This window comes from Corallococcus sp. AS-1-6 (assembly GCF_020037015.1).
GTDB lineage: Bacteria > Myxococcota > Myxococcia > Myxococcales > Myxococcaceae > Corallococcus.
Map to the genome: position 1 here is coordinate 165,339 of NZ_JAIQDE010000002.1, position 22,996 is coordinate 188,334.

Annotated in this window: 14 protein-coding genes and 1 pseudogene; 7 read left to right on the forward strand and 8 right to left on the reverse strand. The window is 68.1% G+C overall.

The annotated features are described in order from the left end of the window. The first annotated feature begins 81 nt into the window (after window positions 1-81). Window positions 82-2,886: a vitamin B12-dependent ribonucleotide reductase gene (locus tag K8612_RS03555; protein ID WP_223761259.1), complete on the forward strand. Its 2,805-nt coding sequence runs from the start codon at window positions 82-84 to the stop codon at window positions 2,884-2,886. Window positions 2,887-2,969: 83 nt separating this feature from the next. On the opposite strand, the gene K8612_RS03560 is transcribed toward K8612_RS03555, so the two are convergent. Then, window positions 2,970-5,120, reverse strand: coding sequence for a hypothetical protein (locus K8612_RS03560; RefSeq protein WP_223761477.1), 2,151 nt, complete (start codon window positions 5,118-5,120; stop codon window positions 2,970-2,972). A 1,558-nt stretch (window positions 5,121-6,678) separates the two neighbouring features. On the opposite strand from K8612_RS03560, the gene K8612_RS38740 reads away from it, so the two are divergent. After that, window positions 6,679-6,807 (forward strand): hypothetical protein, encoded by a 129-nt coding sequence (locus K8612_RS38740; protein ID WP_255652086.1) that lies wholly within the window; start codon window positions 6,679-6,681, stop codon window positions 6,805-6,807. A 47-nt stretch (window positions 6,808-6,854) separates the two neighbouring features. Here K8612_RS38740 and K8612_RS39480 read toward each other — a convergent pair. The 3 genes and pseudogenes from K8612_RS39480 to K8612_RS03575 form a co-directional block, all read right to left on the reverse strand. Then, window positions 6,855-7,223, reverse strand: a pseudogene (locus K8612_RS39480) (hypothetical protein); the annotation flags it as partial. Window positions 7,224-7,322: 99 nt separating this feature from the next. Further along, window positions 7,323-8,717, reverse strand: coding sequence for an undecaprenyl-phosphate glucose phosphotransferase (locus tag K8612_RS03570; protein ID WP_223742292.1), 1,395 nt, complete (start codon window positions 8,715-8,717; stop codon window positions 7,323-7,325). A gap of 218 nt (window positions 8,718-8,935) precedes the next feature. After that, window positions 8,936-10,066 carry a glycosyltransferase gene (locus K8612_RS03575; RefSeq protein WP_223761260.1) on the reverse strand — a complete coding sequence of 377 codons (1,131 nt, stop codon included), beginning with the start codon at window positions 10,064-10,066 and terminating at the stop codon, window positions 8,936-8,938. Window positions 10,067-10,158: 92 nt separating this feature from the next. Between K8612_RS03575 and K8612_RS03580 the strand changes: the two genes are divergently transcribed. The 3 genes from K8612_RS03580 (at window position 10,159) to K8612_RS03590 (ending at window position 14,991) form a co-directional block, all read left to right on the forward strand. Beyond that, a complete protein-coding gene (locus tag K8612_RS03580) occupies window positions 10,159-11,208 on the forward strand; it encodes a glycosyltransferase family 1 protein (RefSeq protein ID WP_223761467.1) in 1,050 nt (349 codons plus the stop codon). A gap of 59 nt (window positions 11,209-11,267) precedes the next feature. Continuing rightward, entirely contained in the window at window positions 11,268-12,389 is a 1,122-nt protein-coding gene (locus K8612_RS03585) for a ParA family protein (protein WP_223761261.1), read from the forward strand. Window positions 12,390-12,744: 355 nt separating this feature from the next. Beyond that, window positions 12,745-14,991 carry a patatin-like phospholipase family protein gene (locus K8612_RS03590; RefSeq protein ID WP_223761262.1) on the forward strand — a complete coding sequence of 749 codons (2,247 nt, stop codon included), beginning with the start codon at window positions 12,745-12,747 and terminating at the stop codon, window positions 14,989-14,991. Window positions 14,992-15,002: 11 nt separating this feature from the next. Here the strand turns inward: K8612_RS03590 and K8612_RS03595 are convergent, their stop codons facing one another. After that, complete coding sequence (locus K8612_RS03595; RefSeq protein ID WP_223745046.1) at window positions 15,003-16,187, reverse strand: MFS transporter; 1,185 nt, start codon at window positions 16,185-16,187, stop codon at window positions 15,003-15,005. 122 nt (window positions 16,188-16,309) lie between these two features. On the opposite strand from K8612_RS03595, the gene K8612_RS03600 reads away from it, so the two are divergent. Then, window positions 16,310-17,218, forward strand: a complete 909-nt coding sequence (locus tag K8612_RS03600; RefSeq protein WP_223761263.1) for a LysR substrate-binding domain-containing protein — start codon at window positions 16,310-16,312, stop codon at window positions 17,216-17,218. Window positions 17,219-17,415: 197 nt separating this feature from the next. Here K8612_RS03600 and K8612_RS03605 read toward each other — a convergent pair whose 3' ends face one another. Together K8612_RS03605 and K8612_RS03610 are read right to left on the reverse strand one after the other, a co-directional pair. Further along, complete coding sequence (locus tag K8612_RS03605; RefSeq protein WP_223761264.1) at window positions 17,416-18,282, reverse strand: GNAT family N-acetyltransferase; 867 nt, start codon at window positions 18,280-18,282, stop codon at window positions 17,416-17,418. Window positions 18,283-18,309: 27 nt separating this feature from the next. After that, window positions 18,310-19,581 carry an O-antigen ligase gene (locus K8612_RS03610; protein ID WP_223761265.1) on the reverse strand — a complete coding sequence of 424 codons (1,272 nt, stop codon included), beginning with the start codon at window positions 19,579-19,581 and terminating at the stop codon, window positions 18,310-18,312. Between the two features lie 180 nt (window positions 19,582-19,761). Here K8612_RS03610 and K8612_RS03615 point away from each other — a divergent pair, with 180 nt between their 5' ends. Continuing rightward, window positions 19,762-21,231 carry an MDR family MFS transporter gene (locus K8612_RS03615; protein WP_223761266.1) on the forward strand — a complete coding sequence of 490 codons (1,470 nt, stop codon included), beginning with the start codon at window positions 19,762-19,764 and terminating at the stop codon, window positions 21,229-21,231. Between the two features lie 66 nt (window positions 21,232-21,297). Here K8612_RS03615 and K8612_RS03620 read toward each other — a convergent pair whose 3' ends face one another. Continuing rightward, window positions 21,298-22,767, reverse strand: coding sequence for an ELWxxDGT repeat protein (locus K8612_RS03620; protein ID WP_223761267.1), 1,470 nt, complete (start codon window positions 22,765-22,767; stop codon window positions 21,298-21,300). Window positions 22,768-22,996 lie beyond the last annotated feature (229 nt).

Sequence of the window (22,996 nt, forward strand, 5' to 3'; positions counted from 1 at the left end):
TCGGATCCCCTGGGATCTCGCGGCGTTGGCGATTTTGCAAACTTTGCATCAGCACTCTCAGTGAATCTGGAGGCGGGCGTCATGGAGAAGGAACTGAGTGGGAAGCCGGTGGTGGGAGGCAAGGAGTCGCGGCGCGGTGGCCGTGCGAAGGGCAAGGCGGCGACGGCCTCCACGGGGCTGACGGTGGAGCGCTTCTTCACGACGCCCGGGGTGGATCCGGCGGACGAGCTGGCGTGGGAGTACCGCAGCGCGAGCATCAAGGGCGAGGACGGCAAGGTCGTCTTCGATCAGAAGGACATCGAGGTCCCCAAGTCCTGGTCGATGCTGGCGACGAACGTCGTGGCGTCGAAGTACTTCCGGGGCACGCCCGGCACGCCCGAGCGTGAGACGAGCGTGCGCAAGCTGGTGGCGCGCGTGGTGGACACCCTCACCCGCTGGGGTGAGCAGGGGCACTACTTCGCGTCGGCGGTGGACCGCGAGGCGTTCCACGCGGAGCTGACGCACCTGCTGCTGCGCCAGAAGGCGGCGTTCAACTCGCCCGTCTGGTTCAACGTGGGCGTGGAGGAGCACCCGCAGTGTTCGGCGTGCTTCATCAACAGCGTGGACGACAACATGGAGTCCATCCTGGGGCTGGCGCGCACGGAAGGGATGCTCTTCAAGTACGGCAGCGGCACGGGCTCCAACCTGTCCTCCATCCGCGGCAGCAAGGAGCTGCTGGCGGGCGGCGGCACGGCGTCCGGCCCGGTGTCGTTCATGCGCGGCTTCGACGCGTTCGCGGGCGTCATCAAGAGCGGCGGCAAGACGCGGCGCGCGGCGAAGATGGTCATCCTCAACGCCGAGCACCCGGACATCCTCGAGTTCATCCGCTGCAAGTCGAACGAGGAGAAGAAGGCCTGGGCGCTGATTGAGGCGGGCTACGACCCGTCCTTCAACGGCGAGGCCTACGGGTCGGTGTTCTTCCAGAACTCCAACAACTCCGTGCGCGTCACCGACGACTTCATGAAGGCGGTGGTGAACGACGGCCCGTGGCAGACGCGCGCGGTGCGCGACGGCCAGGTGATGGAGACCTACAAGGCCCGTGAGCTGTTCCGCGAGATCGCGGAGGCGGCGCACCTGTGCGGTGACCCGGGCCTCCAGTACGACACCACGGTGAACGCGTGGCACACGTGCTCCGGCACGGCGCGCATCAACGCGTCCAACCCCTGCTCCGAGTACATGTTCCTGGATGACTCGGCCTGCAACCTGGCGTCGCTGAACCTGATGCACTTCCGCACGCTGGAGGGTGGCTTCGACGTGGCCGCCTTCAAGCACGCGGTGGACGTGGTGCTGCTGGCGCAGGAGATCATCGTCGGCTTCAGCCGCTACCCCACCGAGCGCATCGCGAAGAACAGCCACGACTACCGTCCGCTGGGCCTGGGCTATGCGAACCTGGGCGCGCTGCTGATGGCGTCCGGCCTGCCGTACGACTCCCCTGCCGGCCGCAACCTGGCGGGGGCGATCACGTCGCTCATGTGCGGCGAGGCGTACGCGATGAGCGCGCGCATCGCGGAGCGGCAGGGCGCGTTCGCGGGCTACGGAAACAACGCGGAGCCCATGCTCGGCGTCATCCGCAAGCACCGCAAGGCGGCGTACCAGTTGCCGGTGGTGGGGGTCAGCGAGGAGCTGCACGCGGCGCAGAAGGAGGCGTGGGACGACGCGCTGGCGCGCGGCACGGAGCACGGCTACCGCAACAGCCAGGTGACGGTGCTGGCGCCCACGGGGACCATCGGCTTCATGATGGACTGCGACACCACGGGCATCGAGCCGGACATCGCGCTCATCAAGTACAAGAAGCTGGTGGGCGGCGGCATGCTGAAGATCGTCAACCAGACGGTGCCGCTGGCGCTGGAGAAGCTGGGCTACCCGCAGACGCAGGCGCAGGACATCATCGCGTACCTGGACAAGCACGACACCATCGAGGGCGCTCCGCACCTGAAGCCGGAGCACCTGCCGGTGTTCGACTGCGCGTTCAAGCCGTCCAAGGGCCAGCGCAGCATCCACTGGATGGGCCACATCGAGATGATGGCCGCGGCGCAGCCGTTCCTCTCCGGCGCCATCTCCAAGACGGTGAACCTGCCGAACGACGCCACGGTGGAGGACATCGAGAAGGCGTACATCGAGGCGTGGCGCAGCGGCCTGAAGGCCGTCGCCGTGTACCGCGACGGGTGCAAGCGCACGCAGCCGCTCAACACGTCGCAGGACAAGGCCCCGGAGGCGAAGCGCGTGGTGGCGGAGCCCGCCCCCGCCGTGACTCCCGAGCCCAAGGCGCTGCGCCGCCGGCTGCCGGACGAGCGGCAGTCCATCACGCACAAGTTCTCCATCGGCGGCCACGAGGGCTACCTGACGGTGGGCATGTACGAGGACGGCAAGCCGGGCGAGCTCTTCGTCGTCATGGCGAAGGAGGGCTCGGTGGTGAGCGGCCTGATGGACAGCTTCGCGACCAGCGTGTCGCTGGCGCTCCAGTACGGCGTGCCGCTCCAGGTGCTGGCGGACAAGTTCTGCCACACCCGCTACGAGCCGAGCGGCTTCACGGGCAACCCGGCCATCCCCATCGCCAAGTCCATCACGGACTACATCTTCCGGTGGCTGTCGCTGAAGTTCCTGCCCACGGAGCCCTGCGCGGACGACGTGGAGGTGACGCCGGTGGAGGAGGCCCGTCCGGAGCCGATGACGCAGGCGGCGGTGCCGGCCCAGGTGGGGACGCTGCAGTTGTCCGCGATGAACTCGCGCAGCACGTACCTGAACCAGGCGGACGCCCCGCCCTGCCACCAGTGCGGCGCCATCACCGTGCGCAGCGGCGCCTGCTACAAGTGCACGAACTGCGGCACGACGACGGGGTGCAGTTGAAGCGCGGCCGTGAGGTGACGTGAAAAAGGGCTCCGGGGCTTTTCGGCTCCGGAGCCCTTCGCGTTTCAGGGGCCCTTCGTGCTTCAGGGGAACCGGTGGAGGCGGGTGCAGATCTCCACGGCCCGGTCCGCGATGCGGCCCAGTTCCTCCAGCAGGGCGACCTCCAGGGGCGCGGGTCCGTGCTCGGCGACGAAGAAGGCCACGGGCTGGCCTCGCGAGTGCAGCGGGAAGACGAGCAGGTGGGACTCGGACTCGCCGCAGAGCGCGGAGAAGATGGCCTCGTCCTGGGGGACCTGCGGGGCGCTGAAGACGCTGGGGCTGGGACCGTTGAGCGCGGAGGTGAAGAGGGACGGCGTGTCCAGGTCCACCTTGAGGGCGGTGACCTCCGGACGGTCACTGCCCGGGCCCCAGGCACGGCCCACGCGCGCGAGCCCGAAGCTGTCCCCCAGGAGGAACGCCCGGCGGAAGCGGCCCGCGCTGTAGGCCAGCAGCACCTTGCCGACCATGCCCTGCGAGTCCGCGGTGTCGAGCGCGGAGAGGACCTGTTCGGCGGTGACGGCGGGACCGTCCACCGGAGTGTCGGTGGACGCGCTGGCGGCGGCGAGCAGGGCCTGGGCGGGGTCGACCTGCGCGGCGGCCTGCGGCTGCCACGGCTGCTGCATGAACTCCCACGCGGAGGCCAGGGCCACGCCGTCCTCGGAGACCGCGGGCGCGGCGGCGGGGACGTCCAGGTCCACGACGCGGTCCGCCCAGGTGGTCTCCGCGCTGTGGCCCACGGCGCCCTCCCCTTCCCCACCGCCGTGCCAGCCCACGAACTCCCACGTGGAGGCGAGCTGCATGGGCTCCTCGGTGGAGATGGGCAGGTCGTCGAGAGAGATGGGGGTCCGGTCGCGGACGGGCGCCGGGGGCGCGACCACGAGGCGCGGCTTCGGCAGGGCCACGGGCTCCTCGGAGCTGGGGGATTCCGCCTGCGGGGCCGAGGGTTCGGGCGAGGGGGATGCTTCCGAGGGAGAGACGAGGGCGACGTCGAACTCCGGGGGGACTTCGGCCTTGTGCTCCTCGGAGGGCGCGGAGCTCACGGCGTCGGACTTCGGTGCGGCGGCGACCTGCCAGGACTCGGCTTCCGGGGAAGCGGAGGGCTTCGGCGAGTCTCCCGCCAGGCTGAATTCGAGCGCGTCTGCTTCGGCGTCCTGTGCGGCGGGGGCGGCAATGATAGACGCTTCCGGTGCCTCCGCATCACGTGAAGGCTCCGTGGAGACGGGCTCCGCCTTCGAGGCTTCGATGGCGACCGGCGCTTCCAGAGCGGCCTTGAGCTCCGTCGCATCCAACAGCCCGCCATCCTTCGGCGCGTCAGCGGCGGCGACGGGTTCCCGCGCGCCAACCGAGGCTGCGTCGAGCGCGGCATCCAAGACAGTTTCCGCCTGGGGAATGGGCTGGGCCCCCTGAGGCGCGGCGGACATCACGTCCTCGACGTCGAGGATGTCCGCGGCTTCGGCGGCCGGGGCCTCATGCGGCGCAGCGGAAACCACGTCTTCCACATCGAGAATGTCCGCGGCTTCGGCAGCCGGGGCCTCGTGCGGCTCCACGGACATCACGTCGTCGACGTCCGCGGCTTCGGCGGCCGGGACTTCGTGCGGCTTCGCGGAGATCACGTTGTCGACGTCGAGGACGTTCGCGGCTTCGGCGGCCGGGGCCTCATGCGGCTTCGCGGAGATCACGTCGTCGACGTCGAGGACGTCCCCGGCTTCGGCGGCTGGGGCCTCATGCGGCTTCGCGGAGATCACGTCGTCGACGTCGAGGACGTCCCCGGCTTCGGCGGCTGGGGCCTCGTGCGGCTCCGCGGACATCATGTCGTCGACGTCGAGGACATCCGCGACGGGCGTTTCCGCGGAGACGGCTTCCACGTCTTCGAAGATGTCGTCGTCGGAGAGGTCATCCCCGGTCAGGACCGCAGCGGGCTCTGGCGCCTTCTCGGGGGCGGCTGCGGCAGGTGCGGCGTCGAGCGGCTCGGCAGCCGGACTGACGTCGGCGTCGACGAAAAGCTCGGCGTCCAATACCAGCTCGGACAACGACGAACTGGTGGTGTCGGCCTTCGCCTTCAACGGCGCATCCGCGACATCCGACGCCACCGGCTTCGCGGAAGAGGCATCCGCGAATGCATCCCCCCACTCGCCTCCGAGGTCCGGCACCGAGTCACTGGCTGCCGGGGCATCCACGACGATGGCTCGGTTCACTCCGGATGGACGCCGAGCCGCTGGAGACTGCGATCCGGTGGAAGACAGGTCCACGCCAGGAGTTGAGGCACCCGCCACGTCCCGGGCAATCCCTGCCAGCGCAGCATCCGCTGGGGAAGCCTCAGCCGTTTGCACGTTGTCCGGAGCGAGGCCGACTGTGGCACTCGCGGCCCCAGACACGCCTTGAGGCGCGATGGCCGGCACGGTGCCTTGAGAGGCATTCGCGGCCCCAGACGAACCTTGAGGCGCGATGGACGGCACGGGGCCTTGAGAAGCATTCGCGGTCCCAGACAGACCTTGCGCCACTACGGGCGGCGCGCTCGCGGGGGCAGCATTCGGCAGGCCAGCCATCCCTGGAGCCGTTGAGGACGACAGGCTTCCGGGCGGCACAGGTGTAGCGCCCTGGGACACCGCGACCGGGGTCCCCGACGGAGGCACGGCGGCAGGCCCCGGAGCACCTGGACGAGCCACCGGAGCGCCGGGAGGCGGCATGGCGGCCCCCGGTGCGCCAGCGGCAATCGCAGGCACGGCCCCCGATGGAGGCCCTTGCCGCGGAGGCGCACCCGGAGGAAGCGGCTGGCCACCCGCGCCGACAGGACGTCCCTGCATGGCGTTCGGCGGCACGGCGACCGGAGGTCCCATCGGGCGCGCACCCGGAGGAGCTCCGACGCCGGGAACCCCAGGCGCGGTCGGAGGCCGCTGTCCCGGAGGAACAGGCCCCGCGCCGCCTGGAGTCATCATCACCGGAGCGGACGTACCCGGAGGGGGCCTAGGCGCCGCTCCCGGAGGCATGCCCGGAACTCCTGGTGGAGGCCCGGCCCGAACCATGCCCGGAGGCATCGGTGCGCCCGGAGGCCCCACCGGTCGCGGTGCCTGTGCACCTGGAGCGGCGGGACGCATGCCCGGAGGCGGAGTCTTCTGCACGACGGGGATCCCCGTCCCAGAAGGCCGAACCGCCGGAGGCACGGGACCAGCTCGCCCGAGCATCCCGGGAGGCTGCGCTCCCGGCGGAGGCGCCGCACGCGGAGGCATTCCGGCTCCAGGAGGAAGCCCTCCCGAAGCCAACGGTGCGGCACCCGGCGGAACCGCCCCAGCCGCCATTCCCATCGGCGCAGCCCCCGGCGGAACCGCCCCAGCCGCCATTCCCACCGGCGCGGCCCCCGGCGGAACCGCCCCAGCCGCCACACCCATCGGCGTGCCCCCAGCCGAAGGCACTCCCGGGGCCATCGCCACCGGCCCACCGGCCGGCATCCCCGGAGCCGCGGACGGAAGCCCGCCCGCCGCCCCCTGCCGGGACACCATCCCCGGAGGCTGGGGCGCCAGCCGAGGCGGCGCAACCGGTGGACTCCCAGGCCGGGCCATCTCGATGACCGGCGGAGCACGCACCGGCTCGCCCATCACGATGTCCGGGAGCTCCTCGCCGACGATGGCCGCGTCCGCGATGTCCGCGTCGGACTCCTGATCCTCCGAGTCATCACTGAGGAACTGTCCCGGCGCGAGCCCGCCGAACATCCCCGCGACCTCCGGCTCCGCGCGCACGGGCGCGGGCGGAGGCGGCATGGCCGGCGGCGGCACGACCACCGGCGCCGCCATGGACACCGGCGCCACCGCCGCCACGGACATCGAGCGGCGCGCGGGCAACGGAATGGCCGGCTTCAACGGGCGCGTCGGCCGGTCGATGCCGTAGCGCAGGTTCAGGTAGTGGAACAGCCGCAGCTCCGGCACCACGTACGGGACGATGCGCATCCCCGTGATGAACCCGAGCGCATCCGTGGTCTGCAGGTCCAGCGGGTTGGTCAGCGCGACCTTCAGCCGCCGGCCCTCCACCGCGAGCGGGAACGCCTGGTGCTTCTCCGCCTGGTCCGCCGTGAGCAGCTTCAGCGTCGCCTCGGTGACGGCGTCGAAGTCCGCCTCCATCGCGACGGGCAGCCGGGACAGCTCCCCCAGCACCATGCCCACCGTCTCGATGTCCAGGAACCCCAGCTCCACCAGCCGGGAGCCCAACCGGCCTCCGTGCACGAGCTGCGCGCTCATGCCCTGGTCGAGCTGCGCCTGCGTCAGGAGGCCCTTGCGGACCAGCGTCAATCCCAGCTTGTCGCCCATGTCGGCCCGCAGTCTAGACGGCTTCGCGGTGCCAATGAGAGGGTGCGCACGAATACGACCTGCGCACCCGTCCTGCCTGCCTGGCCGGTGGCGCCCGGCTCAGTACGCGTTCTTCGACAGGAAGCCGCCCAGCGCGGTGCGCAGGAGGATCTTCAGGTCCATCAGGAGCGACCAGTTCTCGATGTAGTACAGGTCGTACTCGATGCGCTTCTGGATGGACGTCTGGCCGCGCAGGCCGTTGATCTGCGCCCAGCCGGTGATGCCCGCCTTCACCTTGTGGCGCAGGTGGTAGCGCGGAATCTGGCGCTTGAACTCCTCGATGAAGACGGGCCGCTCCGGGCGCGGGCCCACGAGGCTCATGTCGCCCCGGAGCACGTTGAAGAACTGGGGCAGCTCATCCAGCGAGTACTTGCGCAGGAACGTCCCCACCGGCGTGCGGCGAGCGTCCACCGCGCTGGCCATGGTGGCGCCCTGGGCCTCCGCGTCCACACGCATGGTGCGGAACTTGAGGATGTGGAAGGTCCGCCCGTCCATGCCCATCCGCTCCTGGCGGTAGAGGATGGGGCCCTTGCTGCTGAGGCGCACCAGCAGCGCGGTGAGCACCATCAGCGGCGCGCTCACGGCGATGGCCACCAGCGAGAAGAGCACGTCGAACACGCGCTTGGCCACGCGGCTCCAGCCGTCCATGGGGTCGCCCTGGAGGCTGATGATGGGCAGGCCGCCGAACTCCTCCAGGCCGCCGTACAGGGTGATGTACTGGTACAGGTCCGGCACCACCTTGACGTCCACGGTGCGCAGCGCCAGTTGCTCCATCAGCGGCTTCACCCGCGCCTGGTCCTCCAGCGGCACGGCGATGATGACCTGATCCACCGGGTGGGCATCCAGGTAGGCCTCCACCTCGCCCACGTGCCCCACCACGCGCACGCCGCCCACCCACTGGCCGACCTTCTCCTCCTTCAGCGACAGGACGCCCGTCACGCGGAAGCCCAGCTCGCGGTGGCTCTCCACCGTCTCGATGGTGCGCAGCCCCAGCTCCTCCTCGCCGATGACGAGGATGGACTTGAGGTTGTAGCCGCGCCGGCGCACCTCGCTGAGCAGGTGGCGCATGACCATGCGCGACAGCGCGATGAGCGTGAAGGCGTAGACGACGAAGATGGCCAGCGTGAGGCGCGAGTAGCGCTCGCGGATGAAGTACGTCACCGCCACCAGCACGAGCGTCGCGGTGATGGTGGCCTTGAAGAGCTCGAACAGCTCCCCCATGTGCGAGCGCGCGCGGTTGGTCGCGTACAGCCGCGCCCGCTGGAACGTCATCGGGAAGATGACCAGCACCATCACCAGGGAGACGAACGTCTCGGCCGGGGGCGGGATGCCCTCGGTGATGGGGAACACGCCGCTGAAGCGGGTGAAGTACGCGAGCACGAACGCCACCGCGAGCATCCCCGCGTCGGCGGCGACCTTGATGGACGTGTAGAAGCGCTGCAGGCGACCGAACACCGCGATGACTCCTGATGGGGGACGAGGACCGTCCGTCGGATGCAAGACACGCACCCTGGGCCCCGGGAGCCCTCAAGCCCCCAGGCGCCTCCCCCGGCGCGGCGTCCTACCACGGGTTTTTCCGTGAAACCAAGGGGTTGCACCGCAGGGCAGCGGACACCCTCCGACACGCCTGGCAGGCAGGCCTCGGGAAACTGGGGACGGCGCGGACAGCGCTGTCACACCGCTGGGGAGGACGGGGGCAGGCGCAGCAGGGCCTCGACCTCCGCCTGGATGGCCTGCTGGAAGCGGGCGCGGCTGAAGCGCTCGGCCTGGGCGCGGGCGTCCTCCGGGCGGAAGGACGGCTCCCAGGCGTCGAACTGGCGCACGGCGGCGGCGAGGGACGCGGGGGTCTGCTCCGGGAAGAAGAGGCCCGTCTTCGAGGTGACGGTCTCCAGGGCGCCGCCCTTGCCGAAGGCGATGACGGGGCGGCCGGTGGCCTGGGCCTCCAGGGGGGTGATGCCGAAGTCCTCCTCGGGGGTGAAGAGGAGCGCGCGGGCGTCGCGGTAGAGGGCGGGGAGCGCGCTGTCCGGCACGTTGCCGAGGAACCGGATGTGGGGCGGGAGCGGCCCGGAGGTGAGGCGCGAGGCCTCCTGCCCGGTGCCCACGACCCACAGCGGGGTGTCCAGGGTGCGGAAGGCCTCCAGGGCGACGTCCAGGCGCTTGTAGGGGGCGAAGGCGCCGAGCCACAGAAAGTAGCCGCCCTGCCCTCCCCCTTCGAGCGGCACCTGGGTGAAGCGCTCGAGCTCCACGGGAGGCGGGACGACAGAGGCGTCGCGGTCCCAGAAGCGGCGGATCTTCCCGGCGATGTGGCGGGAGTTGGCGACGATGCGGTCCACGCGCTGGGTGGAGGTGCGGTCCCAGTGCTGGAGGTAGGGGCGCACGGCGAGGGCGGCGGCGCGCACGGGGAGGCGGGCGCGTCCGGGGCCGAAGTACTCGTCGAACAGGTCCCACATGTACCGCATGGGCGCGTGGACGTAGCTCAGGTGGGGCACGCCGGCAGGCGCGTGGATGCCCTTGGCGACGCAGTGGCTGGAGGACAGGACGAGGTCGTAGTCGCCGGTGATGCGCAGGGCTTCGATGGCGCGGGGGAACAGCGGCAGGAAGTGCCGGTAACGCGAGTGGATGCCGGGGATGTGCTGGAGGAACGACGTGGTGATGCGCCGGTCCTCGATGCGCGGGGACTGGCTGCCCGGCTGGTGGATGAGGGTGTAGAGGTCCGCGGAGGGGAACAACTCGCAGAGGGCGTCGAGGACGCGTTCTCCGCCGCGGTGGGTGACGAGCCAGTCGTGGACGAGGGCGACCTTCACGGGAGGGCCTTCTAGCACTGGCGCGGCGGTGCGGGGGCGAGCCAGCGTGTGGTAGGCCAGGGAGCGTGCCTTCTGTCCTGCTCGACTTGAGAATGGTGCGCGGTCAGCTCCACGGCATCGCGAGGTACGCGCTGGAGCTGGCGCGCCGGCTGCCCGCTCTGGCCCCGGACCTGGAGTTCTCCGCGCTGGTGCCGGCGAAGGGCCTGCCAGACGACCTGGGCGAGCTGACGCCAAGGATTCCGCTGCACCGCTCCAGGGCCGGCTACCTGTCCCCGACAGAGCAGCCGCTGCTGGCGTATGAGCTGACGAAGCTGAAGCCGGACCTGTTCCACGCGACGTCGTTCTCGTTGCCGCTGTTCTGGCCGGGAAGGTTGGTGGCCACGTTGCATGACGCGAACCACCTGGCGCTGGCGGACCAGTACACGCCGGTGCAGGCCATCTATTACAAGGCCGTGGTGGGCCCGCGGGCGCGGCTGGCGACTGCTCTCATTACCGTGTCTGACTTCTCCCGTGAGGAGCTGGGGAAGTACCTGAAGATGTCGCCGTACCGGTTCCAGGTGATCCACAACGGCGTGGATTCGCGGTTCGAGCCGCCTACTGCGAGTGCGGCGAAGGCGTTCCGGGAGCGGCACGAGTTGCCGGAGCGGTACATCGCGGTGGTGGGCAACGCGAAGCCGTTCAAGAACCTGGCGATGCTGGGCAAGTTCGCGCCGGACCTGCCGGTGCCGCTGGTGCTACTCGCGGGCAAGGGTGCGGTGGCGCACGAGACGGGGCTCCACGAGAACGTCATCGATCTGGAGCAACTGCCCGAGTCGGAGATGCCGTTGTTCTACGGCGCCGCCACGGCGCTGCTTTTGCCGTCGAAGTACGAAGGCTTTGGACTGCCTGCACTTGAAGCCATGGCGTCCGGATGCCCGGTAATCGCGGCAGACACATCAGCGTTGCCAGAAGTTGTAGGTGGTGCTGCGATACGACTAGCGCCTGACGACTCAAATTTATGGCGGGAGGCTACTCTACGAATTCTGAGGGATGGTAATCTCCGCCAAGAACTAAAGGACCTAGGCAGGCAGCGCGCAGCACGTTTCAACTGGGAGGCCTGCTCTCTACAAACGCTAGGAGTATTTAGACGCGCCCTTCGATAGCTCCGACTCCATGGCCACAGAAACAAGCCAAATCAACCAAAAAAACACAGCCCCTCACTATGAAAACCTCAAAATCAAAATCACCAACCCCGAAAATCATCTCCATCTTCAACAACAAGGGAGGAGTCGGGAAGTCCACGATCTGCTGGAATCTTGCGGACGCCCTTGGACAAGAGGGGAAGAAAGTCCTGCTGATTGATTTCGATCCGCAGTGCAATCTCTCAATAGCAATGCTTGGCGAAACAACCTTCGTCAAAACACTACCAACTCAAAACGCCCCCTACGGAACGACCATCCGTTCATTCCTGCAGCGATTCTTGCAAAACACTGGTGGCGAATCAATTTCCCTACACAAGGGACCACATACAAGCAAAAACGTTCACCTCATAGCTGGCGACTTCTGGCTAAACGTCTACGCAGACTCCCTCAATGTCGGTGCCGACCTGCTAACTGGCACAGGACTAACCAGATACGTAGCCTTGCGACGAATTGTGGCCAAAGCGACCGAGGCAGCAAAGACCGATTTCGACTACGTCCTTGTTGACCTACCCCCTTCGTTCGGCGCTCTCGTTCGAGCATCATTCTACTCTTCAGACTACTACATCGTCCCGTGCACCTCGGACAACTTTAGCGTTTATTGCGTGGGACTAATTGGACAGATGGTGCCAGCATTTGTGGGTGACTGGCAAATAGGCTTGAATAGGTTCAAGGCGACCAATCCACATTTCCACGACTTTGACACGCTAGGAAAGCCAGTTTTCGCAGGCTGGGTGTTCAATGGTTTTGACACCGCTCGGCGACGGAGAACCAAGGAAGAAATCAACATTGGATTGCCGACTGGCGACAAGCAAATGGTCCAAGCAGACCGGACCATGCATGATCGTGTCGCCACCGCAATCCGAGATGACCTTGTCGGCTCACTGACCAAGAACATTCAGGGATTCAATCCAATAGCACAAAGCGTTCCCGATAATTACCGAATCGGAGACACCGAAGATGCAAATGTCCTGATTCAAAACAGCCTCTGGCTAAACGTCCCAATTGGCAGGCTTGACAAATTCGAACAGGTCGTAAGCCTGCAAGACAGAAGAAGTTGGGCCGCAAATCAAGTGGAGCAGATCGCCTTGCTCCGCAGCAAATTCGCCGAGATGGCGGCGCACGTCATAAGCGTCTGCGCATAAGCCGTCTACTCCAGGATGCGGTTGGCGTGGTCACGGAGTCTGACGTCCATGGGGGACAAGCAATAGACTCTCCCAAGAAGCCGCAGTAGGCCATCATCCGAGCCTTCCATAAGAGGGCTCGGCATACAGGCAGACTCCGCACCTGTTTAACATTGGATAGGCAACGATCAGCCAGGTTCTGCGGATGTATCGAGAGAACGGAGGAGTAATCCTCCCACCCCGCGGAGACAGCAACTGACAGCGAAACTCAAGCATCTTGCCATTTATATTAAACAGGATCGCCTCGGCGGAAATCAGGCTTAGATCTCCGGCACGCAAAACCTTCTGTTCCTCAATGCCTCGCGCTCTCGCATTCATGCTGTTCCTCGCCACTTCGAACGTGAGCGCCCAGCTCCTGGACTCGTCCCAATTTGCATCCCCGAAGGCAGTGTCGCTCACCGTGAGTGGAGGCGTATCCCTGGGGACGTATGAGGCGGGGTTCCTGTATTACTCGGGGACATCGTCACAGGGAGAGCGCGCCGTGGACCTGCGGCTCGTAACGGGCGCCTCAGCGGGGAGCCTTAACGCGTTGCTGGCAGTCATGGCGACCTGTGGCGTGGATGCCACCACGCCGGCCCAATCGCTGTTCTGGGACATCTGGGTTCCCATCGGGTTCAACGACCTGTTCATCCCGACATCGACGACCCCGCTCGGTGTCTTCTCCCGGGAGGCGCTGGAACGCCGCGCCTCCCATATTGAACAGGCCTGGAATCGAGGCCTGGATCGCTCATGCGACATGGTGCTCGGAGTTTCAACGACGCGTCTTTCGCCTCGTGCCCTTCAGGCCGCGAACGGGCGGCTCGACCTTCCCAGGCTTGAAGAGAAGTTCGCCATTCGCATCCAGGGACGTGGGCAGGGACGAACTCCTCGCGCAACCAATTACACCACTCGCGAGGGCCGGCGCTTGGAGTTGCTGCTCGAAACAGACGAGCAGGGAGAAATCCCCTTCGCGAACCTGCGCGAATTGCTGCTCGCGTCCATGTCCTTCCCCATCGCGTTCCCGCCCCAGCCTCTACGAACCTGCGCACCAAAAGCTTCCGCGAAGCCTGGGGTCTGCCTGCCTTCGGAGGCGAGGCGCGAGCTGTTCATCGATGGTGGCGTCTTCGACAACACGCCCCTGCGTCTGGCCGTGGGGCTCGCCCGTGATGGTCTTCGCGAAACCACGGGCGGCAAGCTGGAGTGGCGTCCGATTCCACAGCCCGACACGCGCACGACGCCTCCCGGTATCGCGTTCGCCTTCATCGACCCGGACGCGACGGAGTACCCCATCGCGACTCCTCAGGAGGGCATCAGGCCCGTCTCGCTACCGGGGACACTCGCGGAGCTCCTTGCGGCCTTCGTGGACACGGCACGTTCCAAGGAACTGGCCATGCTGCTGGAGGAGGAGCCGGAAATCGCCAAACGCCTCACCCTCCCCCGCCGACACTTTCCCGCGGCCGGTGCGCCCCTCTTCGCGTTCCTGGGCTTCTTCGAAAAGAGCTTCCGTGTCTTCGACTTCTACCTGGGCATGTATGACGCCCGGCGGATGATGGATGACGCGTTCCGGGAAGGCCGGACGAAGACAGAGCGGCCCCAAGCTGCGGCGATGGATGGCATTGGAGGATGGCAGCCCTTCGCCTGCCTGAGCGCCGTCTATGACTCCCTGCCGAGCGCGGAGCAGGCGTGCCAAGGCGAAGCGCTGGCAGATTTCCGGGCGCTGCTACAGATGTCCCTGGACCAGCTCTACGACGCATGCAGCAAGTCCGCCGGCACCGTGCCACCGGGCACCTGGCGCAATGCGCACTGTGACCGCGCCATCGCGGGCCAGGCTCCGCCCCATGTCCCGGGTCTCCAGCTCAATGAATGGCCGGACTGGAAGCAGAGCAAGGACGAGTCGGAGTTGGCGTATTCGATGCGACTGCTCGGGGCGTATGACTTCGGGTTCCAGGACCTGGGCGTCCCGAAGGGGCAAGGGGATCAGGCTGTCCTCCGCATCCGCCATGCGCTCGGGACTGCCGCCCACCGGCTCGCGGCGGTGCAACCCGCCGCGGACAAGCCCACGGTCCGGTTCGCCAGCAAGCTCGCGGTGGACAGCATCAGCTACGAGCCCCAGCGCATGTCGCTGCACATCACGATGGGCCCCACCGCGAGCGAGGTCGGCCTGAGCGTCGGAGCCTCCGAGATGCCGCTGTCCTCCGGGCTCCGGTTCGCGGGTGTGCTTGGCTTCCGTGGGCTTGAGGATGTCCTGTCCTCTGGCAACAGCGGCGATCCGTTTGGCGTGGCGCTGACGGGAGGGCTCGAGTTCCAGCCCCGCTCAGGACAAACCTTCCTCTCACAGAGCCGCTTGGCCCTTCGCGCGGGATGGTTGTTCAGCTCGAATGACCATTACGGCACGAGCAACTGCCCGGCGGGAGGCGCCAGCTACGTGACCGCATGCTCACGGCCGGTGGTCCAGGGGCTCGTGGGCATCACCTTCCTGGAGTTCCTCCGTGCCCAACTGGTCGGCGAGTGGTACCCGAGCACAGAGGGCCGGAAGTCGCTCTGGTCCGTGGCTCCGGGCATCGGATTGGAGCTGGGACTTTAAAGACTGTCGGTTCAGCAGTGCGCCGGGAGCGTGACGCTCACGCGGGCCTCGCGGCGCGCCAGCAACAAGACCAGGATGAGGCCTGCTCCCGCCATCGCCGCCCCGGCCAGAGCCACGGCCGGATAGCCGAGGTCGAGGCCAATCACCGCCCCACCGAGGGCCGCGCCCATGGCGTTACCCAGGTTGAAGGCCCCGATGTTCATGGCCGAAGCCAGGTTCGGCGCGTCGCTGGCGGCGGTCATCACCCGCATCTGCAGCGGTGGCACCAGCGCGAAGCTCGCCACGCCCCAGAGGAAGATCACCGCGGCGGCGGGCACCTGCCACGGCATGATCCCAGCGAAGACCACCAGCAGCATGGCGAGGCCCGCCAGGGTGACAATCAAGGTCCGGTCCACCGACCTGTCGGCGAAGCGGCCCCCCAGCCAGTTGCCGAGCGTCAGTCCCAGTCCATAGGTCACCAGCATGGCGGTGACGAAACCGGCCGAGGCCCGGGTCTGCTCCTTCAGGATTGGAGCGATGTAGGTGAAGACGGTGAACATGGCGCTGGAGCCGATGACCGTCAGGGCCAGGGCGGACAGGACAGGGCCGCGCCGGAGCACCGCCAGTTCGGCCTTCATCGCACCGCTGTCGGACGAGCGCTCGACCTGGCCGTGAGGCAGGGTCAAGCGCAGCGCGATCATCGCCAGGGCGCCCAGACCCGCGATGCCCCAGAAGGAGGCGCGCCAGCCCAGGCTCTCCCCGGCCCATGCTGCCAGGGGAACGCCGGTGATGTTGGCGACCGTCAGGCCCATGAACATGGCCGCGACAGCGCCGGCCCGTCTGTTGGGCGCGACCACGCTGGCCGCGACGATGGAGCCCACCCCGAAGAAGGCGCCGTGGTTGAACGACGTCACCACCCGGGCCGCCATCAGGGTCCAGTACTCCGGCGCGAGCGCGGACAGCAGATTGCCCAGGGTGAAGATGCCCATCAGGCCGACCAGCAGGGTCCGGCGCGGCACCCGGCCGGTCGTCAAGGTCATCACCGGCGCGCCGACCAGGACCCCGAAGGCGTAGGCGCTGACCAACAGGCCCGCCGCCGGAATGGAGACGCCGAGGTCCGTGGCGATCACAGGCAGCATGCCCATGGGCGCGAACTCCGTGACGCCGATGCCGAAAGCGCCGACCGCCAGAGCAAGAAGAGGAGCATTGGGCTTCATCCGCGGGAACCTTTCTCTCCCCCGCGGCGACGGTGCGCGACGGGGTGCGTTGTTCTGTGCGCGCAAAGATGGCTGGGAGGCCGCACGCGCGTTAGAGCCCTTGAAAGCCAAGGATTCTTGAGATGAACGCAAAGGTGCAGCCGGGCGGCGCGGATCGGGCGCATGAGATGGCCGTCTTCTCGGCCGTGGTGGCGACCGGTAGCTTCTCGGCGGCCGGGCGTGAGCTGGACCTGAGCCCGTCAGCGGTCAGCCGGACCCTCGACCGCATTGAGGCACGGCTGGGGGTACGCCTGATGCTGCGCACGACCCGGGCCCTGACCCTGACGCCCGAGGGACACGCCTATCTGCGCGCGGCGCGGCGCATCCTGGCGGAGCTGGACGACGCGGAGCAGGCCATCGCGGATCTGGGCGCGCCGCGCGGGCGGCTGAGGGTGAGCGCCGCCCAGTCTCATGGGCGCCTGTGCGTGGTGCCTCTGCTGGGCGACTTCACGGCGCGATACCCACACATCCTGGTGGACATCAACCTGACAGACAGGGTGGTCGACATCGCGGCGGGTGAGACGGACGTCGCCATCCGCTTCGGCCCGCTCGCGGACAGCGGTTTGACCGCGCGCAAGCTTGGCGAGAGTCCGCGTGTGATCGTGGCATCACCCGACTACCTGGCCCGGCGCGGGACACCGAGGGTTCCAGAAGACCTGCATCACCATAACTGCCTGAACTTCAATTTTCGTCGGGCCGAAGCGGTCTGGCCCTTCGTGCGCGACGGGCACGAATACAGTCTGTCCGTGAAGGGCTGCATCGAAGCCAATAACGGAGAGACCCTGGGCCAACTGGCCGCGGCCGGCGTGGGGGTGACGCGGGTGGGCGCATTCAGCGTCGCGGAAGAGCTCCGCTCGGGCCGCCTGGTTCCGCTGCTGGAGCAATACAATCCAGGCGACGTGGAGAACATTCACGCCGTCTTTGTCGGCGGCGCCAACCTGCCCGCGCGCGTCAGGGTGTTCGTCGACTACCTGGCCGAAGCCCTGCGCTGACGCCTCAGCGTGGAGCTTGGATGCTGATGGGGCCTCGCGAAGCTCCAGGTCTCCGTATGAGTTCGACGAACGGCACCATCGCCATCGGAGACCAGACCAACGACGCGAACGTCGACGGTGTTGTGCGGATCAAGTCGGTCGAGAAGCGCTGCCAGTGAGTCTCACTTCTATCCTCATGGATTGGCATGGGGACAGATTCACGTGTGGGCCATGATCGGGAACCGGTGGGCCTCGGGTGAGAGCCGGAGGTTCCGCACGAACAGGTCGGCCTCCATGTCCTCACCGGCCTCCACGGCACCGGGCCAGTACCGCTCCGGAGTGAAGCCGAAGCGGATGGTCCGGATGGGCCGGTCAATCAGGCGGGGGATCCAGGCTCGCAGGTCGAAGGGCTCGCGGGCGAAGACGTCGTCGAGGTACAGCGTCTCGCCTTCGACTCCCGCGAACGCCCAGGCGTCCGTTCCCAACTGACGCAGGGGCCTCGCGAAGCCATTGGCCACGGGCCAGCTCGCCACCGTCGCGTAGCCCCGCGCACCGAAGCGCTCCGTGGAAGGCAGTCCCTCGCTGGAAAGCCTGGCGAGTCCAGCGCGCACGGCCGCGTCCTCCAGTGACAGCGTGGGCGCGGGTGGGCCTTCAGGCGCGGCTTCGTGGCTGGCGGCGAACAGCGTCTGCATCTGGGGCTGGAACCCGAAGCGCGGATAGAACTGGCGCACCTTGGGGTTGGCGAAGAGCAGCACGGGTACATCCCCGCACGCATCCAGCGCTGCGTTCATGACCACCCGTGCCAGTCCCCTCCCACGATGCGACGGCAGGCAGCCCACGGCCCCGAACTGGTAGGCCGTCACCTCGCGCCCTTCCAGCACCAGACGCATCCGCATCACGGAGGCATTGGCCACCACGCGGCCGGCCTCCAGCAGCGAGAACGCGCGATAGGCGTCGTTCCACTCACCCCATGTGCGCCAACGACGGAAGTCCGCGCGGCGGAACACCTGGGGCACGTAGTCACAGAACAGCTCCTGCAACCCGGTATCGAACTGCCCGATCTCCGTGACCGCGACGGATTCCATCACACGCCCCCCCGTCAGCTTGAATGCTCAATCAGGTTCATGCCGCAGCGGCGTACTGAACGCGCACAGCCCCAGTCCCCAGACAAACATGAACGACAGGTGCACGCTGGGGTGGAACGGCAGGTAGTGCACCAGGGCCAGGACGTGGAAGCCCACGAAGGACAACAACGCTCCCGTGGCTGGAATCGAACCCGCCCGGTGCCTTCGCACCAGCGCCTTCGCCAGCAGGAAGTGCATCGTCGCCAGCAGCACCAGTCCCACGAGCCCTGTCTCCGCCCACGTCGTCAGCCAGAGGTTGTGGGAGTCCGTAGCCAAGAGGTCCGTGATGCCCGTCTCCGCCTGCGTCGCCAGGGCCGCGGATTTGTGATTGCCGAAGCCCACGCCCACCCAGGGGTGCTCCCGCACCAGCCTCCAGCCCACGGACATCGCCAGCGAGCGCTCTCCGCTCCCGAAGAGGTTGTCCACCGCCTTGCCGAACCGCTCCCTCCACGCGGGCGTCAGCAGCACCAGGGCCACCAGCGCCACCGCCACGCCCAGCCCGGCCTTCCTCGCCGTGCCCCGCAGCAACAGCAGCAGCGCCAGCACGCACACGCCCAGCGCCGCTCCCAGCGCCGCTCTCGCGAACGCGCCGTAGATGGAGAGCAGCAGCCCCAGCACCATCACTCCGGCCAGCACCCGCCGCCGCGTCACCTTCGAGCGGCCCATCACCGCCAGCGCCGGGCCCAGCACCGCGATGGCCCCGTGCGCGAACCGCAGCCGGTGGAAGAAGAAGCCCCCCGCCGCGTACCTCGGGTTCTCCTCCGTCCCGAAGTTCTCGTGCAGGCGCGCCAGGTTCAGCTTCGTGAACTTCGGCGGCTCCCAGGGCCATGGCACCCGGTGCTGGAAGAAGCCCAGCGCCGCCGCCAACAGCCAGCCTCCCGCGACGAGGCTCCCCAGCATCAGCCACGGGACTCCCAACGTCCCGATGCACGCGACCGCGGCTCCCGCCACCGTGTCCAGCGCCTGGCCGTACCTCGCGCCTCGGGGCCACTTCGTCGCGGCTCCCGTCAGCAGCGCCACCGCCGGGGACAGGAGCTGCCAGACGCTCAGGGCGACGCTCGCCAGCACGAACGCCCTGACGTCCTTCTCCAAGCGCAGCCGCTTCGTTGCCGCCAGCGCCAGGGCCAGCGCCGTGGCCAGGATGGCTCCGGCCTGGAGCACCGCCTCCGCCAGCACCAGCCCCACCGCGTAGAGCCCCAACACCGCGGCGACCGCCGTCCTCCAGCGCCCTGACTCGACCGTCTTCGTTTCCGTGCCCATGCCGTGCGCCTCGAACCCGCGAGGCCGCTGGACCCTAACCCACCTCGTGCTGCCCTGCCCTGACCGACTGGCCCCGGAATCTCCGGCGAGGGGCCCCGTCATCCCTTTTCACGCGCTTGACGTTGGCGCTCCGGACGGGCACGCGTTACCCAGGGTCCTTTCCCGGGTCCCTCTTCCGACATGCGCACCACCCATCGACCGTTCACCACCCTGGCTCTGGCGCTGTGCCTCTTCGTGGCCGCGCTGGAGATGACCGTCGTCTCCACCGCCATGCCCACGGTGGTCAGCGACCTGGGCGGCATCCAGCACTACGCGTGGGTCTTCACCGCGTACATGCTGTCCTCCACCATCACCGTCCCCATCTACGGGAAGCTCGCCGACCTCTACGGCCGCAAGCCCATCATCCTCTTCGGCTCCACCCTGTTCCTGCTGTCGTCCCTGGCGTGCGGGTTCTCCACGTCCATGAACATGCTCATCGCGTTCCGCGTGCTCCAGGGACTGGGCGCCGGCGCCATGCAGCCCATCGCGCTCACCATCATCGGGGACATCTACACGCTGGAGCAGCGCGGGAAGGTCCAGGGCGCGTTCAGCGCCGTGTGGGGCATCGCCGGACTCGCGGGCCCCCTCACCGGCGGCCTCATCGTGAAGTACCTCACGTGGCACTGGATCTTCTTCATCAACATCCCCATCGGCATCGCGTCCATGGTGCTGCTCGTCCTGTTCTTCCACGAGCAGCTCCAGCGCAAGGAGCGCGCACGGCTCGACTACGCGGGCGCGGCGCTGCTGTCCTCGGGCGTCGTGGCGCTGCTGTTCGGGGTGCAGGGCTCCGGGGCGACGCTGCTCGCCCTCCCCGTCGCCGCGCTGCTCCTCACCGCGTTCGTGTTCGTGGAGCTGCGCGCCGCCGAGCCCATCATCCCGATGAGCATCTTCAAGATCCCCACCATCGCCATCTCCAACCTGGCCGGCGCCCTCTTCTCCGCCGCCCAGTTCGGCGCGACCACCTATGTGCCCCTGTACGTGCAGGGCGTGCTCGGCGGTTCGGCCACCATGGCGGGCGGGATGATCACCCCCATGATTGTCGGCTGGCCGCTCGCGAGCCTCATCGGCGGCAAGGTGATGGTGCGCACGGGCTTCCGTCCGCTCATCGTCGGTGGGTTGGGTCTGGCCTCCATCGGGACCGTGCTCATGGCGCTGCTGCTCAAGCCGGGCGCCTCCATGCTGGTACCGCAGATCGCCATGGGCCTGTTCGGCATTGGCCTGGGCTTCGCGGCCATGGCCACGATGGTCGCCGTGCAGACGACCGTGGGCTGGGAGCTGCGCGGCGTGGCCACCGCGAGCAGCATGTTCTTCCGCACCATCGGCGGCTCGCTGGGCGTGGGCGTGATGGGCGGCGTGCTGGTGTCGCAGCTCATGAAGGACCCCAACGTCCCCGTCAGCGCCGCCACGGAGCTGCTCGGCCCCGAGCACGGGCGCGGCCTGGCTCCCGCCATCCTGGAGACGCTTGGCGGCGCGCTGAACACCGGCCTGTCCATCAACTTCTGGATCATGTGCTCGGCGATGCTCGCCGCGTTCACCGCGGGCCTGTTCTTCCCCAAGGTGAAGCGCGCCACCACTCCGGTGAACATGTCCGACGTCACCGCCTCCCACTGACCGCCGGGTTCCAGGAGGTGGGGCCCTCCTGGAAGCCGGCGGCACGCCTCACGTTCACCGGCCTTGTCACTCCGCGCTTGCGCTCAGCGGCGTGCACATCACGTTGGCGGGCACGGACCACAGCGCGTCCCCGTGGACGCCGGAGTACCCCCGGAAGAAGATGGTGTTGCCCACGCGGGTGAACTCCTCGGGGGTGTTGGCTCCCGGGCTGGTGGTGGTGACGCGGCCCGTGCCCGCGGGCGTGCCGTTGGTGACCTGGGGCAGCAGGCCCATGTCACCATCGCCCGAGCTGAAGAGCAGCGTGCCGGCGCCCGTGTCGAACAGGGGCGAGCTGCGCACATCCGACGTGGTGAGCCGCACGCTGAGCTGCCGCGTCCCTCCCGCCGTGCCGTTCGTCACCCACAGGCTGACCTGTCGAGCCGCGGGCCCTGGCGAGCTGATCGCCTCGGAGAAGTAGAGCTTCCCGCCCGCCTCCTGCGAATCCTGGATGTAGGGCTCGATGGAGGGCTGGCCCTCGAAGGGGTTGGGCAGCGTCGTCACCGTCGCCTTCCCGTCCCCTGTCAGCAACAGGCGGGACAGCTTCAAGTGCTCGTTGTCCGCGGTGCGCCCGGCCACGACGACGTACGGCCCCACCGAGCCCAGCAACGTCACCGGATTGCCGAAGGTGTCCAGGCGAACCGTGCCCGCCGCCGTGCCGTCCGTCCGCCACACCTCCGTCCCGGAGGTGTCCTCCAAGGTGAACAGCCCCAGGCCCGTGTAGCTCAGCCGCGCCGACGTCACGGGCGGCTGGCCCGCGTCCAGACGCTTGACGACGCGGGTCCCCACCGCGGTGCCGTCCGTCCGCCACAGCCGCGTACCGTGGACCGCGTCCTGGAGGAAGAACAGCAGCGCGCCATGCGTCCGCACCGTGGGATAGGCCATGGACTCCTCCGGTCCGAAGGAGACCACCCGGAAGGTCCCCGCCGTCGTCCCGTTCGAGCGCCACAGCTCCATCCCGCTCGCCGTCGTGCGGAAGAAGCTCAGCGCGCCGCCCAGGGAGTTGAAGTTCGACAGGGAGGAGCTCTCGATGCCCGGCGTGATGTCCTTCACCAGCCGCGTGCCCGCCGCCGTCCCGTCCGTCACCCACAGCTCCCTGCCGACCACCGGGTCGTTCATCGTGAAGAAGAGGCGCGCGCCTACGGCGGTGAAGGAGGCGAACTCGCGGAAGGTCAGCCCGTCGGAGGGGAGCTCCACGAACGGCACGGTGCCCGCGGGGGTGCCGTTACTGCGCCACAGGGCCGCCGGCCCCTGGTAGGGATCCGCGGAGAAGAACAGCGTGCCCTGCACGTTCGTCAGCCCCGTCGGGATCGGCCGGAACGGTGAAGGCAGCGGCGCGTCCGGGGGGAGGATGTCCTTCACCTTGGTGGCCGCCAGCGCGGGCGTGCAGGCCTGGGCCTGGACCTGCCGGTCCTCCGTCACGGCCCCGTCCAGCTCCTGCGCTCCGCCGCAGCCCACGAACGCCAGCCCCGCCAGCAACCATCCGAATCGCAAACGCATGGTCCGACTCCTTGTCAGCCAAAAGCACGGGACAGTGGGACGCGGACCGGTGGCCGCCAATGCGTCCTGGAGGCGCTCGGCCGTGTGGCGAACCCAACGCTCACCCGGGCCCACCGCCGCTGTCGGAAAACCGACGCGTCTGTCTTTTTGCGCCAGGGTCATTGCGTGACATGCGGGGCCTGGAGTCTGGTCCTCCCGGGATGCATGGCCTTCACCTCGGGAGATGAAA

What these genes read in the sequence shown, in the direction of transcription:
- K8612_RS03555 (WP_223761259.1), top strand. Translation starts at nt 82, where the DNA reads ATGGAGAAGGAACTGAGTGGGAAGCCGGTGGTGGGAGGCAAGGAGTCG.
- K8612_RS38740 (WP_255652086.1), top strand. Translation starts at nt 6,679, where the DNA reads ATGGCCGGCGGCGGCACGACCACCGGCGCCGCCATGGACACCGGCGCC.
- K8612_RS03580 (WP_223761467.1), top strand. Translation starts at nt 10,159, where the DNA reads ATGGTGCGCGGTCAGCTCCACGGCATCGCGAGGTACGCGCTGGAGCTG.
- K8612_RS03585 (WP_223761261.1), top strand. Translation starts at nt 11,268, where the DNA reads ATGAAAACCTCAAAATCAAAATCACCAACCCCGAAAATCATCTCCATC.
- K8612_RS03590 (WP_223761262.1), top strand. Translation starts at nt 12,745, where the DNA reads ATGCTGTTCCTCGCCACTTCGAACGTGAGCGCCCAGCTCCTGGACTCG.
- K8612_RS03595 (WP_223745046.1), bottom strand. Translation starts at nt 16,187, where the DNA reads ATGAAGCCCAATGCTCCTCTTCTTGCTCTGGCGGTCGGCGCTTTCGGC.
- K8612_RS03600 (WP_223761263.1), top strand. Translation starts at nt 16,310, where the DNA reads ATGAACGCAAAGGTGCAGCCGGGCGGCGCGGATCGGGCGCATGAGATG.
- K8612_RS03605 (WP_223761264.1), bottom strand. Translation starts at nt 18,282, where the DNA reads ATGGAATCCGTCGCGGTCACGGAGATCGGGCAGTTCGATACCGGGTTG.
- K8612_RS03610 (WP_223761265.1), bottom strand. Translation starts at nt 19,581, where the DNA reads ATGGGCACGGAAACGAAGACGGTCGAGTCAGGGCGCTGGAGGACGGCG.
- K8612_RS03615 (WP_223761266.1), top strand. Translation starts at nt 19,762, where the DNA reads ATGCGCACCACCCATCGACCGTTCACCACCCTGGCTCTGGCGCTGTGC.
- K8612_RS03620 (WP_223761267.1), bottom strand. Translation starts at nt 22,767, where the DNA reads ATGCGTTTGCGATTCGGATGGTTGCTGGCGGGGCTGGCGTTCGTGGGC.